The organism is Aeromonas finlandensis, from assembly GCF_000764645.1.
GTDB classification, from domain to species: Bacteria; Pseudomonadota; Gammaproteobacteria; order Enterobacterales; family Aeromonadaceae; genus Aeromonas; species Aeromonas finlandensis.
This window is the reverse complement of record NZ_JRGK01000292.1, coordinates 1-12,803: the sequence shown is the minus strand read 5'-3', so window position 1 is coordinate 12,803 and position 12,803 is coordinate 1. Positions and strand designations below refer to the sequence as shown.

Annotated in this window: 12 protein-coding genes and 1 pseudogene; 7 read left to right on the top strand and 6 right to left on the bottom strand. The window is 61.7% G+C overall.

Annotated features, from left to right (window positions below):
* Positions 1 to 16: 16 nt before the first annotated feature.
* A pseudogene (locus tag LD28_RS0118215) lies at positions 17 to 1,371 on the bottom strand (sigma-54-dependent transcriptional regulator).
* Between the two features lie 254 nt (positions 1,372 to 1,625).
* Here LD28_RS0118215 and LD28_RS0118210 point away from each other — a divergent pair.
* The 6 genes from LD28_RS0118210 to LD28_RS0118185 all read left to right on the top strand — a co-directional run bounded on the left by LD28_RS0118210 (position 1,626) and on the right by LD28_RS0118185 (position 7,678).
* Positions 1,626 to 2,462: an ABC transporter substrate-binding protein gene (locus LD28_RS0118210; RefSeq protein WP_033138338.1), complete on the top strand. Its 837-nt coding sequence runs from the start codon at positions 1,626 to 1,628 to the stop codon at positions 2,460 to 2,462.
* A gap of 191 nt (positions 2,463 to 2,653) precedes the next feature.
* A complete protein-coding gene (locus LD28_RS0118205) occupies positions 2,654 to 3,355 on the top strand; it encodes an ABC transporter permease (protein WP_033138337.1) in 702 nt (233 codons plus the stop codon).
* A gap of 135 nt (positions 3,356 to 3,490) precedes the next feature.
* Positions 3,491 to 4,186, top strand: a complete 696-nt coding sequence (locus LD28_RS0118200; RefSeq protein ID WP_033138336.1) for an ABC transporter ATP-binding protein — start codon at positions 3,491 to 3,493, stop codon at positions 4,184 to 4,186.
* Positions 4,158 to 4,802 carry a molybdenum cofactor guanylyltransferase MobA gene (mobA, locus tag LD28_RS0118195; RefSeq protein ID WP_033138335.1) on the top strand — a complete coding sequence of 215 codons (645 nt, stop codon included), beginning with the start codon at positions 4,158 to 4,160 and terminating at the stop codon, positions 4,800 to 4,802. The genes LD28_RS0118200 and mobA overlap by 29 nt, the downstream gene beginning before the upstream one ends.
* Positions 4,799 to 6,544, top strand: a complete 1,746-nt coding sequence (locus LD28_RS0118190) for a bifunctional molybdopterin-guanine dinucleotide biosynthesis adaptor protein MobB/molybdopterin molybdotransferase MoeA (RefSeq protein WP_033138334.1) — start codon at positions 4,799 to 4,801, stop codon at positions 6,542 to 6,544. Before mobA ends, LD28_RS0118190 begins: the two co-directional genes overlap by 4 nt.
* A gap of 75 nt (positions 6,545 to 6,619) precedes the next feature.
* Positions 6,620 to 7,678: an FUSC family protein gene (locus LD28_RS0118185; RefSeq protein ID WP_033138333.1), complete on the top strand. Its 1,059-nt coding sequence runs from the start codon at positions 6,620 to 6,622 to the stop codon at positions 7,676 to 7,678.
* 77 nt (positions 7,679 to 7,755) lie between these two features.
* Here the strand turns inward: LD28_RS0118185 and LD28_RS0118180 are convergent, their stop codons facing one another.
* From LD28_RS0118180 to LD28_RS0118160, 5 genes are all read right to left on the bottom strand, one after another.
* On the bottom strand, positions 7,756 to 9,129 hold the full coding sequence (locus LD28_RS0118180) for an HD-GYP domain-containing protein (protein ID WP_033138332.1): 1,374 nt from the start codon (positions 9,127 to 9,129) through the stop codon (positions 7,756 to 7,758).
* Positions 9,130 to 9,216: 87 nt separating this feature from the next.
* Positions 9,217 to 9,771 carry a DUF3332 domain-containing protein gene (locus LD28_RS0118175; protein WP_033138331.1) on the bottom strand — a complete coding sequence of 185 codons (555 nt, stop codon included), beginning with the start codon at positions 9,769 to 9,771 and terminating at the stop codon, positions 9,217 to 9,219.
* Between the two features lie 161 nt (positions 9,772 to 9,932).
* The gene (locus tag LD28_RS0118170; protein ID WP_033138330.1) at positions 9,933 to 11,228 is read right to left on the bottom strand and encodes a methyl-accepting chemotaxis protein; all 1,296 of its coding nucleotides are present in this window, start codon (positions 11,226 to 11,228) and stop codon (positions 9,933 to 9,935) included.
* Positions 11,229 to 11,407: 179 nt separating this feature from the next.
* Positions 11,408 to 11,890, bottom strand: a complete 483-nt coding sequence (locus LD28_RS0118165; RefSeq protein WP_033138329.1) for a GNAT family N-acetyltransferase — start codon at positions 11,888 to 11,890, stop codon at positions 11,408 to 11,410.
* A 218-nt stretch (positions 11,891 to 12,108) separates the two neighbouring features.
* Positions 12,109 to 12,309 (bottom strand): YbfA family protein, encoded by a 201-nt coding sequence (locus tag LD28_RS0118160; RefSeq protein ID WP_005334863.1) that lies wholly within the window; start codon positions 12,307 to 12,309, stop codon positions 12,109 to 12,111.
* 212 nt (positions 12,310 to 12,521) lie between these two features.
* Between LD28_RS0118160 and LD28_RS0118155 the strand changes: the two genes are divergently transcribed.
* The coding region (locus LD28_RS0118155) for a hypothetical protein (protein WP_033138352.1) at positions 12,522 to 12,803 on the top strand (282 nt) is incomplete at its 3' end.

Here is a 12,803-nt window from a genome sequence, read left to right as displayed (position 1 = left end):
ATCCGATCAGCTTTCCTCATTCGATGGCCCACTCCTTGAATTTGCGATCCAGCGTCTTGCGCGCCACCCCGAGCACCCGGGAGGCGGCCGACTTGTTGCCATCATGGCTCGCCACCACTTGCAGGATGTGGGCCTTCTCCACCTCCGCCAGCGGCCATGCCAGCGGATAGCCCTCCTCGCTCGCCCCCTGTTCGGCGGGCTTGCAGCTCTGCCAGTAATCCGCCGGAGGCTTGCCCAGCAGCAGGCAGCGTTCGATGAGGTTGCGCAGCTCACGCACATTGCCGGGCCAGGGGTAAGCCTGCATGGCCACCACATCCTCGTGAGTCCAGCTTAGGCTACCCATCCCCATCTCGGCGGTGAGCTGGGGGTAAAGTGGTGCACCAGCGCAGGGATGTCGTCGATACGATCCCGCAGGGGCGCCACCGGCAACGCCACCACATTGAGGCGATAGAAGAGATCCTCGCGAAAGCGGCCCGCTTCCACCTCGGCCTTGAGGTTGCGGTTGGTGGCGGCGACAATGCGCACATCCACCGCCAGCTCGCGCTCGGCGCCAACCGGGCGAATGGCTTTCTGCTCCAGCGCCCGCAGCAGGGATGCCTGCATCGCAAGGGGCATCTCGCCGATCTCGTCGAGAAACAGGGTGCCCTGATGGGCGACCCGAAACAGCCCGTCACGCCCCTTGCGGGCACCGGTAAAGGCCCCCTGCACGTGGCCAAACAGCTCGCTTTCAAGCAGTTCAGGGGCGATGGAGGCGCAGTTGAGGGGCACAAAGGCCCCCATCCGGCCGGAGAGTTGATGCAGGGCGCGGGCCACCAGCTCCTTGCCGGTGCCGGACTCCCCCTCCACCAGCACGGCGGCGTTGGAGGGGGCGACCCTGGCAATCAGGGTTTTGAGCTCGCGGGTCTTGTCGCTGTCGCCGATCAGGGTGGGCGGGAAGAGCTTGCTCACCTCCCGACGCAGCAGCAGGTTCTCCCGCTCCATCTGGCGGCGCTCGATGACACGGTCCACCGCCTGCACCATCTGATCGAGATTGAAGGGTTTGAGGATAAAATCGCTGGCACCAAGGCGCAGCGCCTTGAGGGCGGTCTCCATGTCGCCGAAACCGGTCATGAAGATGATGTCGCTGCGGCGGGTGGCCGGGTCGATGGCTTCGTGCCACTCGATGCCGGAGCGCCCCGGCAGCCGGATGTCGGCGATGATGAGATCAAAATGAAGGCGGCAGCGCAGGGCTTCCGCCTCCTCCACGCTGGCGGCAGTCTCTATCTGGGCGAAGCGCTTGGCCAGCGCCTTGGCCAGAAAGCTGCGCATGCCGGGCTCATCGTCGACGATAAGCAGGGAGAGGGCAGACCAGCGGCTGAGAGGGAGCGTCATGGAAAAAAGTACCTCGGATGCACGTAAGGTCGGAGAATGTCCCGATAACCGGAACGTTAGTGGGACATTTTGTCCTTCCCTTATCAAAAGCACCAACACCAATTATTAAAAGCGATAACAAGCTCACCTAATTGATTTTAATAAGCTTCTGTTTTTAAACGGCAAACCGTGAATGCACCGGCACAGGAACAGTTTGGCACCCTGCTTGCTTACTCTTGTCCTCTCCTCATTCACCCTGAAAAAGTTGCATCAAGATGACGATAAAGAACAACCTCAAACGTTTCGCTCTCTCCCTCGCCGCCAGCCTGCTGATCGCCGGGGCTGCCCACGCTGACGCCGATGCCACAAAAGCGCCAATCCGCCTCGCCACCACCACCAGTACCGAGCAGTCCGGTCTGCTGGGCTGGCTGCTGCCCCAGTTCACCAAGGAGACCGGTTATCCGGTGCAGGTGATGGCGGCCGGCACCGGCCAGAGCCTGAAGATGGGCGAAAATGGCGATGCGGATCTGGTGATGACCCACGCCCCCTCTGCCGAGAAGAAGTTCGTCGATGCAGGCTTTGGCATCGATCCGGTGCACCTGATGTACAACGACTTTGTCATCGTCGGCCCGGCGAAAGACCCGGCGGGTCTGGCCCAGCTGCACGACGCCGCCAAGGGGCTGCAAGCCATCAAGGAGCAAGGCCAGACCTTTATCTCCCGCGGTGACGAGTCCGGCACCCACATCAAGGAGAAGACCTTGTGGCAAGCCGCTGACGTCAAACCCGAGTTTGCCGGTTACAAATCCATCGGCCAGGGGATGGGCCCGACCCTGACCATGGCCTCCGAACTGGGTGCCTATACCCTGACCGACCGCGGCACCTGGCTCGCCTACCAGAGCAAGCTGGATCTCGCCGTACTGCTGGAGGGTGACAAGCGTCTGTTCAACCCCTATCAGGTGATCCTGGTCAACCCCAAGCGCTACCCGGATCTCAACACCGAAGGGGCACGCACCCTGAAGAACTGGCTGGTCTCCGAGCATGGTCAGAAGCTGATCGGCGACTTCAAGGTGGCCGGTCAAGCGCTGTTTGTCGCGGATGCCAACGGGAAATAATGGCAACCCTGACTCCTGCGATGATGTTGATGGCCCTCCCCCGGTTCGCTGAGGGAGGCGCCTGATGCCGACACTGTTCAACACGACCGTATTGACGGCCCTCGCCCTGCACCATGAGAGAGAGGTCTGATGCCGACTCTGCTCGACACAACGTTAGCGGCCCTCGCCCTGCACTATGAGGGAGAGGTCTGATGCCGACTTTGCTCGACACGACGTTAGCGGCCCTCGCCCTGCTATTCAGTGGTGACACCGAACTGTGGCAGGTGGTGGGGGTCTCCTTCTCCGTCTCCTGTATCGCCCTGCTGCTGGTGCTGCTGCCCGCCCTGCTGCTGGGTTTTGCGCTGGCCTATCTGCCGCTGCCCGCCCGCTGGCTCTGGCTCTCCTGCATCAATACCCTGCAATCGGTGCCGACCGTGGTGATCGGCCTCTTGCTCTATATGCTGCTGTCGCGGGCTGGCCCTTTTGGCGACTGGAAGCTGCTCTTTACCCAGCAGGCGATGGTGGTGGGGCAGATGCTGATCGCCTTTCCGGTCATCGCCACCATGGCCCACGCGGCGTTTGTCCAGAGCGATCGGCGCGCCTGGGAGACCGCCCTGACCCTGGGCGTCTCCTGGCCCAAGGCGCTGATCGGCCTGATGCACGAGTGCCGTTTTGGCCTGCTGGCCGCCATCATCGGCGCCTTCAGCCGCATCGTCACCGAGGTGGGCTGCTCCATGATGGTGGGGGGCAATATCCTGCACTTCACCCGCAATATCCCCACCGCCATCGCGCTGGAGACCCAGAAAGGGGCCTTCACCCAGGGGGTGGCCCTTGGCATAGTGCTGCTCACCCTCGCCCTGTTGCTCAACCTGCTGCTGACCGCCTGTCGCGGCCACAGTTATTTGAAGAACTGACCATGTATTTGAAGAACTGACCATGGTGCAGCGCACTGTGAGCCATAACCAAATGCTGCTGACCCCATCTCTGGCGCGGCCACCGCTATCTGAAAAACTGCTCGTGCCCCCAATGTGTATCAACAGGAGTACCCCATGGCCCTGACCGCCCAGCAACTCACCATGCGCTTTGGCGAGCGCCAGCTGTTCGAGATTGACCGGCTTGCCATCGCACCGGGGGATGCCATCTGGCTGCACGGGGCCAACGGGGTGGGCAAGACCACCTTGCTCAAAATCCTGGCGGGGTTGCTCTCCCCTACCCGCGGCCACACCAACCTGCCGGGGCGCTGGCAACGGCGGCTCAACCGGCTGCTCAAGCGGGATCTGGGGCCGGGCCGGGTCACCTATCTGCATCAGACCCCCTATCTGTTCGATCGCACCGTGCACGACAACGTGGCCTGGGCGCTCGATAAACAGCTCGCCAGCGAACTTCGGGTGTTCGAGGCACTGCGCCGGGTCGAGCTGGAGGGGCTGGCGCGAGAGCACATCAGCATTTTGTCCGGTGGCGAACGGCAACGGCTGGCGATGGCCCGCGCCTGGGCGCTGCAACCGGCCTTTCTGCTGATGGATGAACCCACCGCCAATCTGGATACACATTCGGTTGCCCTGATGGCCGCATTGGCGCAAGATCTGCGGGAACATGGCAGCGGCCTGGTCGTCATCAGCCACCAGAGCAACGCCCTGACCGACCTGTGCGAGCGGCAATGGACCCTCGCCCGTGGCCAGCTGCAAGAGACGACCCCTTTAAAAATCATCGAGCGACATGACTTCAAAAAGCGACAGCCACTCTGATCCCGTTGCCGTATCAGCAGTGATCCTGGCAGGAGGCCGCGCCACCCGGATGGGGGGCGAAGACAAGGGATGGGTAGCACTGGCGGGACGCCCCCTTATCGACCACGTTTTGGCGCGCCTGCGCCCCCAGGTGGATGAGGTGCTGATCAACGCCAACCGCAGTCAGCCCCGCTATCAGGCGCTGGCCCCGGTCATCAGCGATGACAACAACGACTATCTCGGCCCGCTGGCGGGCATGCAGGCGGGTCTTGCCGCCGCCCGTCACGACTGGGTGCTGTTCGTCCCCTGCGACGGCCCCGCCCTGCCGCTGGATCTGATGAGCCGCTTTCGCGCCGCCCTGACCCCGGATACCGAGCTGGTGGTGGCCCACGATGGCGACTGGCTGCAACCTGTGGTGGCCCTGCTGCACAAATCCCTGCTCCCCTCTCTCACCGCCGCGCTGGCCGAGGGTGAGCGCAAGATCGATATCTGGTTTGCCCGCCACAATATGGCGGTGGTGAGCTTTGCCGATCAGCCGGATGCCTTTATCAATCTCAACAGCCCTGCCGAGCTGGCCGCCTACGAGGCCCGTCTGCTTGCCCCGGCTATCGACCCCCAACAAGGAGTCACCCCATGACCCCGGCCCCCACCCTTCCCCTGCTCGGCTTTGCCGCCTGGAGCGGCACCGGCAAGACCACCTTGCTGGAGCAGTTGATCCCCCTGTTGGTGGATCGTGGCCTGCGCATCGGGGTGCTCAAGCATGCCCACCACGACTTTGACATCGACCAGCCGGGCAAGGACAGCCATCGCCTGCGCAAGGCGGGTGCCCAACAGATGATGGTGGCCTCTCGCCGCCGCCATGCCCGCATCATTGAAACGGAACTGGCCGAAGCCGACTTTCGCCAGCTGCTGGCAAGCTTTGATCAAACCAGCCTCGACTTGCTCTTGGTCGAGGGGTTCAAGCACGAGCACTTCCCGAAAATCGAGCTGCACCGCGCCGAGATTGGCAAGCCGCTGCTCTTTCCGGAGGACGGCGACATCATCGCGCTGGCCAGCGATCTGCCTGTAGAGACAACCCTGCCCCGGCTCGATATCAACGATCTGGCGGCCATCGCCGACTTCGTCTGCCGCTGGCTTGACGGCTGTCAGACCAAGGAGCCGGAGGCGGGCAAGGGATTTCTCTCGGTAGAGGCGGCCCGCAACGCCATTCTGGCGGCCCTCACCCCGAGCAACGCCTGCATCGATAAACCGCTGGCCCAGTGCCACGGCGCCGTGCTGGCGGCCGATCTGGTGAGCCCCATCAATGTGCCCCCCCACGCCAACTCGGCGATGGATGGCATTGGTCTGCGCAGCGATGACCTCGCCGCCGGTCGCTGGCAGCTGGTGGGGGAAGTGCTGGCGGGCCAGCATCGCCATGAGCCGGTGCTGGCCGGTCAGGCGGTGCAGATCATGACCGGTGCTCCGCTGCCCCCCGGTGTGGATACCGTGGTGATGCGGGAAGAGACGCTGATTGAAGGTGAGTGGGTCACCGTCACCGCCCCGATCCGCACGGGGCAGAATGTGCGCCTCGCCGGGGAAGATCTCGCCAAGGGCGCGGTCGCCATCCCGGCCGGGACCTGGCTTGGCGCTCCCCAGCTGGGGCTGGCAGCGTCGCTCGGTCAGGCCACTCTCACTGTGCGCACCCCGCTGAAAGTGGCGCTGTTCAGTACCGGTGACGAGGTGCAGGCACCGGGCGAGCTGCTCGCCCCCGGCCATATCTTCGACAGCAACCGTTTCACCCTGATGGCCCTTATCCGCGCCGCCGGGTGCGAGGTGATGGACCTTGGCATCATCCCCGATGACAAGGCCATCCTGCGCCAGCAGCTGGAGCAGGCCGCCGCCAGCGCCGATCTGGTGCTGAGCTCGGGCGGGGTCTCGGTGGGCAACGCCGACTTTATCAAGCTGGTGCTGGCGGAACTGGGCCAGATCGATTTCTGGCGCATCCAGATGCGCCCGGGCCGCCCGCTCGCCTTTGGCAAGCTGGGGCAGACCCCCTTCTTCGGCCTGCCGGGCAATCCGGTGGCGGCGATGATCTGCGTGCTGCAATTTGTCGAGCCCGCCATCGCCCGCCTGCAGGGCAAGCGGTGGCAGCCGCTGCGCCTGTCGGCACTGGCGGACGAGAAGATGAAGAGCCGCCCGGGGCGCACCGAGTTTCTGCGCGGCATCTTCCATCAGGACTGCAACGGCCAGCTGCGGGTGCGCACCACCGGGCCGCAGGGCTCCGGTATTCTCAGCTCCATGGCCGAGGCCAACTGCCTGATCGAAATCGTACCGGACCAACCCGGGATCGCCGTTGGCGAGCGGGTCTGGATCCACCCCTTGCAAGGACGACTGGCCTGATAACCGAACGGGGCGTCGGCCGGATGCACGGCGCCCCGTCACCAACCTGACTGGCAACCTGATACGAGGCAGACTGTGCGTCTTGATACCCCCCTCTCCCGACTCGATCTGCTGATCTATGGCCGCTACCGGATCGTCCATGGCCTGCGCATTGCGCTCGCCTTTATGCTCACCTTTATGCTGACCCGCGAGCTGAAACTGCCGGAGAGCACCTGGCCGCTGATCACCCTGGTGGTGGTGATGGGCCCCATCTCGTTTTGGGGCAATGTGCTCTCCCGCGCCCTGCAGCGGGTGGTGGGCACCATCTTCGGTGCCGGTTGCGGGGTGGTGGCGCTCTATCTGGAGATCTACTCCCTGCCGCTCACCCTGATCTGGTGCGGTTGCATCATGTTCCTCTGCGGCTATCTGGCCCTCGGCAAGCGCCCCTATGTGGGGCTGCTGATCGGCATTACCCTGGGGGTCACCATGGGGGCGATGCCGGGGGACATAGAGACGGCGCTGTGGCGCAGTGCCGACGTGATACTGGGCTCCGTGCTGGCGCTGATCTTTTGCAGCATCTATCCCCAGCGGGCCTACAGCCACTGGCGACTGCAACTGCACCAGATCCTGCAGCAGTCGGGGCGGCTCTATCACACCCACCTCTCCCCCAATGTGCTGGAGCGCCCGCGGCTCAAACACAATCTCTCCCAACTGCTGGCCCAGACCGGCAAAGTGCGGGCCCTGCTGGCCCCCGCAGCCAAGGAGACGCGCCACAGCGTCGCCCTGTTTGATGCGGTGCAGGTCACCATGCGCAACACCCTCTGTACTCTTGAGATGCTGGCCAACACCTACTGGAACGATCGGGAGAGCCACTTCCTGATGCAGAGCACCCGCGAACTGCACGCCTGCCATCAGGCCACCGAGGAGGCGATCAGCCAGCTCGCCCTGATGATGCTAACCGGTGACGGACGCGGCGCGGATGCCGCCATCGCCCGCCTGCACGAGGTGGCGACCCAGGTGTCGCTACCCCCCAACACCGAGGCGGCCATCAATGGCTACCTCTGGCTCAACGTCCAGCTGACCGAACAGCTCACCCACCTGCGCCGCCTGCTGGGGCTGATCCTCACCCCACCCCATCGCAAACAGCCCGACTAGGCCCAATGCAAAACGCCCCGCAGTTGCGGGGCGTTTTGCTGTCAGACTTGCCGCTTGGGCCCTGAAGGCCGCATGCCTTAACTGGCATTGGCCAGCGGCAGCTCGGGGGTGAGGTAGAGGGAGAAATCCTGAATACCCGCCTGCAGGGCGGCAAAGCAGTCGGGGTCGATGGCAGTGCCCAGATTCTCCGCCATCATCTCCAGCGCCTGTGGCACAGGGATGGCGCCGCGATAGGGGCGCTTGGCGGTGATGGCATCGAAGATGTCGGCTGTGGTGATGATGCGCGTCTCAAGGGTAATCTCGTTCCCCTTCAGCCCCTTGGGATAGCCTTTGCCATCGAGTCGCTCATGGTGGGCGCCTGCCACTTGCGCCAGCTCCTCGAAGGCGCCGATGCGGCTCAGGATCTCCTCGGTATAGGCGGCATGCATCTGCACCGCCGCCCACTCCTGCGCATCGAGATTGCCCGGCTTGTCGAGAATGGCGTTGCTCACCCCGAGCTTGCCCACGTCATGGAGCAGGGCGCCCCGCTTGAGCCAGCGTCGGCGCTGTTCGGACAACCCCATCTGGGTGGCAAGAATGTCGGTATAGAGCGCCACCCTGCCGCTGTGCCCCGCGGTGTAGGGACTTTTGGAGTCCACCACCTGCCCGAAGGCTGCCGCGATTTCGTCCAGATAATCTTCATCCAGCGCCACCTCGCCCTGCCCGGCCGGGTGGACCAGGACCCACTCGGTCAGTCGGGGATCGGTCAGCCCTTGCCAGAACTCCTCGTCGGCCAGCGCTTCAAATTCCCGAACCAGCGCCGGATCAAACCAGCTGCCACTGCGCTCGCGAAGCTCCTTGAGCGCCGCATCCGGACCTGCGGCCGCGTGAAACACATCCACCACCTGACAGAGCAGGGCAATGCGGGAGAAGAGCGGGATAGCCTCGCCAGCCAGTTGCAGGGGCCGCCCCTTGCCATTCCAGTGCTCATCAAGGGAGAGGATGCCATCGGCTACCTCGTCACTGAAACGCAGCTGGCGAGCGATATCCGCCCCCCGATGACAGCGGGTCTGGATCAGCTCGTTGGCAATCTGGTCGCCGTTGCGAAAGATATGAAAGAGGCTGCGAAAACGTCCCAGCAGATCCGCCTGCAAGCCGGTGTGGCCCAGCACGAAGTTGACCACCTCGGAGAGGGAGCCATCCACCAGTTTGAAATCGCGCTTGAAGTGAAGATCGTCGGTGAGATAGAGCTCGCAGATACGGGCGGCATTGCTGCTGCACCCAAGATCCTTAAGCAGGAGCGTGTAGTAGAGGTCATGGCGCAGCCGGGCATCCAGTCCCAGCCGCTCCCCCAGACGGGAACCTATCCAGCAGCAGCGAATACAGTGTCCTCTTGGTTGCCCCTCGGTCATGTCGAGCGCATGACTGAGGGAACCAATCAACTCTGCCAATCGCAATCCATTCACCGTCATAGTCTACTCCCTTAGACATCATGGCAATTTTGCCAGCAGATTAGGTATACCCCATCTGGTACTGGATAGATCTGGATTCAGTTGAATTTAGGCAGCAGCCTTGCCCTGATTGGCCCGCTCTTCCAGCTCTGCGCGGCTCAGGGTAGAGACAAAGCGGCCGTCGAAGTAGATATCCATCAGCTCACCGCGCTTCTCGCCACGCATCATGCTGCTGCGGCCATCCAGATAGTGCACTTCCATCTGGGCGGTACGCTCGTCCGGGTAGCTGATCTCCACCTCGCGCACCCCTTGTGGCAGCATTGCCAGCGGCACCTTCTTGAGGGCCGGATCCAGATGCTGGTTCACCTTGATCACCGGATTGGCTTTCATGTCCACCACAGCCGGGGATTTGCCGGTGATGGGGTTTTTGCCAGACCAGAACTCGATGGTATTGAAGACGAACAGGTCAGCGGTCGCAGCCAGACCGTAGACAGGTGCGAGCAGCATAAAGACCCCGGCACGGCCGTAGCGGTTATCCACCACGCTCAGGTTGCCCTTGGTGACCATGCCAGAAAGCCCCATCTGCCCCATACAGCCGCCCAGACCCATGCTCGCGACCATAACCAGCAGGGCCATTGCCCGCCCCTTCTGTTGTAATGCCATCTTGTTCTGTTCCTGCTCTGAAATTAATGAGGCGGCAAGCCTAATCAAGGGGCCAAACCAGAACAATTCACAATGGCGGGGCGATACAGGAGGGGTTCAGATTGGGGCACTGACTGCTCACATTTGAGTCAATGCCCCGGTATGGCAGAAAGTCAGGGGGTTCAGATGGCCAGATCAGAGACGGTGCTGGAGACGTTGTTGGCCTCCCGGCGGATCTCGTTCATCACCTCGTCCACCTCGCCAACCTGCTGTTTACCCAGCTCGGCGCTGCTGGCAACGTCAGACATCTCGGAGGTGACCTTGGCGGTCAGCTCGCGGTTGTTCTGTACCACCTTGGCAATCTCGTCGGTAGAGAGGGAGGTTCGGGCCGCCAGCTGGCGAACCTCGTCGGCCACTACCGCAAAACCGCGCCCCTGATCCCCCGCCCGCGCCGCCTCGATGGCTGCGTTGAGGGCCAGCAGATTGGTCTGATCGGCGATGCTGCTGATGGTGGAGACAATCGCCTCGATGCTGCGCGACTGCTCGTTCAACTGGTTGATAAGGCCGATGCTGTGGGTCAGCTGACTGGCAATCAGGCTGGAGGTGTCGACCACCGAGGCAAGCAGGCCCGCCCCGCGCTCGGCGCAGCTGAGGGTCTCCCGCGCTGCATCGTGGGCCAGCATGGCCGCTTCGCGCACCGCATCGCTCTTGTTGATCCGCTCGGTGATGTCGCTGGCAAACTTGATCACCTTCACCACCTTGCGGTTCTCGTCAAGGATCGGGTTGTAGGTCGCCTCCAGCCACACCGTGCTGCCGTGGCTGTTCTGGCGGCAGAAGAGACCGGACTGGTACTGACCGCGGCCCAGCTCCTCCCAGAAGTGGGGCTGTTCACGATAGAACTTATCGTCACAGAAGATACGGTGATGCTTGCCCTGCACCTGCGCCAGGGTATAACCCATGGTATGGAGGAAGTTGCTATTGGCGGTAATGACCTCCCCGGTTGGGGTAAATTCGATCATCGCCATCGAGCGATCCAGCGCCGTCACCACCGCCTGCTGACTGAGCAGTTGCAGGTGATGCTCCGTGATATCGGCGGCAATCTTGATCACCTTGGTCACCACACCCCGCAACTTGACGGGAAAATAGGTCGCCTCCAGCCAGATCGCCTCACCCCGTTTGTTAAACCGCTGGAACACCCCGGTACGGGATCGCCCCTGCTTCAAGTCCGCCCAAAACTGCTGGTAGGCACTGCTCTGGGCATACTGCTTGTCGCAGAAGATACGGTGATGCTGGCCCACTACCTCGGACGCACTGAAGCCCACCACATTGAGAAAGAGATCATTGGCGGCCAGCACAGTGCCATCCGGGGTAAAGGTGATGGTCGCCACGCTGCCGTGCACTGCGTCGAAAAATCCCTGCTGCTCCAGAAGCTGCTCCTGGCACTGCTGCAACTCGGCTTTCAGTTTGCTATTGAACATCGAAACTTGTCCTCCAGACTGACACCCACCATCGCCAAACTGCGCAGTGGATCAATAAGATAACCGTGGCGTGTTCCATCAGCATAGTTGGCCGCGTCATCGCGCTCCCATCTGACCCCATTTTTATTGCAATAAATCAAACTCACCGGCCAAGGGCGACAAGAGCGGAGCTGTAACCCTTAACCTGCCTCAGGTTGCCACTCCAGACAGGCAGGATTGGCGACAAACCCGATCCGCTCATAGAGGGGGCGTCCCTCTTCACTGGCATGGAGCCATACCTTGCCCAACTGACGCTCTCTGGCACAGGCGGTGATGGCATCGAGCAGCGCCGTGGCGATCCCCTGCTGGCGCCACTCAGGCAGCGTATACATGTTGAGCAGATAACCCTCTACCCCCGCCAGATTGCCGGGATAGGGCGGCCGCACAAACAGCGCCAGCGTCCCCGCAGCCACGATCTGCTTGCCGCCCTCCTGCTTATCAGCCTCGGCCAGCCAGGATAACGCACTCTCTTCACTCGCCGCCCGAGTAAAGTAGTCGAAGGTGGCCTGCCACAAGGCCGGGTCTGCCTGCGGCTGCTCAAGCTCCCCCACCTCGCAGAAAAGCCTCATGCGCAGTGCTACCAACACGGGAATATCTGCGGCCCTTGCCTGACGAATGATCATCGCATCTCCTTGCATCACAGCGCTCTTCGAGAGAGGGGAACCTGGCGGGATTGGGCATTATCGGGGAAACCTCACAACACAAGGTTCCACGAGCCCGACACTATCACGGAAGTAACAGAGCCTCGGATAATAGCAGAGCAATAGTTAACCATATGTTTTTAAACATATAAAAAAAGACAGCCGAAGCTGTCTTTTTCATCTGAATCGCCAAAAACCTTTTAGTAGAAGATCCGCTCGCCACGCTCGCTCATTTTGAGCCAGACCGGTTTGGTGCTGGTTTTGTTCCAGATCCGGTGCAGATAACTGTAGAAACGGGCACGATCGCTGCGAAACAGCATCACAGGGAAAGCCAGAATGCCCACCAGCAATACATAAATGCGACGAAGAATAATCTGAGTCAGAGAAAAGGGATGAAACATGATGCAACTCCTTACTGGTAAGACCACTGAGCAAAGATTACTCCACTGCTCGTAGGATTACTACATCATAAGCGTCATTTTTCATAAAAAAATGATGAGAAAATGGAAATAATGAAAACGAGTTACGTTATTAACCAACAGTTAACAAACTTGCAGAAATCGTGCGCTTTGCCACAGTTATCTGTGGAGAAACATGCAGTAGGGAGATGCGCATGAAACTGTCTGAAGTGGTACTGCTGGTGCTGATGGTCGCCTTGACGAAGGCACAACTGGAGGAGTGGCAACTGAACAGGGAAGATGCCATCGTGCTGGCCGAACGGGGTGTGCCCACCGTCAGCCTGTGGCAATGCGGCACCCTGAAACAGCAGATTGCGGATCTCAGCCAGCACAGCGCCGAGGTGCAGTTTCAATATCGGGGGCAAAACATGACGGATGTGAGCCACTATCTCGAACGGGAGTGGAAACAGGCTGGCTGCGAACAGCTACTGGTGCAG

What these genes read in the sequence shown, in the direction of transcription:
- LD28_RS0118210 (WP_033138338.1), top strand. Translation starts at nt 1,626, where the DNA reads ATGACGATAAAGAACAACCTCAAACGTTTCGCTCTCTCCCTCGCCGCC.
- LD28_RS0118205 (WP_033138337.1), top strand. Translation starts at nt 2,654, where the DNA reads ATGCCGACTTTGCTCGACACGACGTTAGCGGCCCTCGCCCTGCTATTC.
- LD28_RS0118200 (WP_033138336.1), top strand. Translation starts at nt 3,491, where the DNA reads ATGGCCCTGACCGCCCAGCAACTCACCATGCGCTTTGGCGAGCGCCAG.
- mobA (WP_033138335.1), top strand. Translation starts at nt 4,158, where the DNA reads ATGACTTCAAAAAGCGACAGCCACTCTGATCCCGTTGCCGTATCAGCA.
- LD28_RS0118190 (WP_033138334.1), top strand. Translation starts at nt 4,799, where the DNA reads ATGACCCCGGCCCCCACCCTTCCCCTGCTCGGCTTTGCCGCCTGGAGC.
- LD28_RS0118180 (WP_033138332.1), bottom strand. Translation starts at nt 9,129, where the DNA reads ATGACGGTGAATGGATTGCGATTGGCAGAGTTGATTGGTTCCCTCAGT.
- LD28_RS0118175 (WP_033138331.1), bottom strand. Translation starts at nt 9,771, where the DNA reads ATGGCATTACAACAGAAGGGGCGGGCAATGGCCCTGCTGGTTATGGTC.
- LD28_RS0118170 (WP_033138330.1), bottom strand. Translation starts at nt 11,228, where the DNA reads ATGTTCAATAGCAAACTGAAAGCCGAGTTGCAGCAGTGCCAGGAGCAG.
- LD28_RS0118165 (WP_033138329.1), bottom strand. Translation starts at nt 11,890, where the DNA reads ATGATCATTCGTCAGGCAAGGGCCGCAGATATTCCCGTGTTGGTAGCA.
- LD28_RS0118160 (WP_005334863.1), bottom strand. Translation starts at nt 12,309, where the DNA reads ATGTTTCATCCCTTTTCTCTGACTCAGATTATTCTTCGTCGCATTTAT.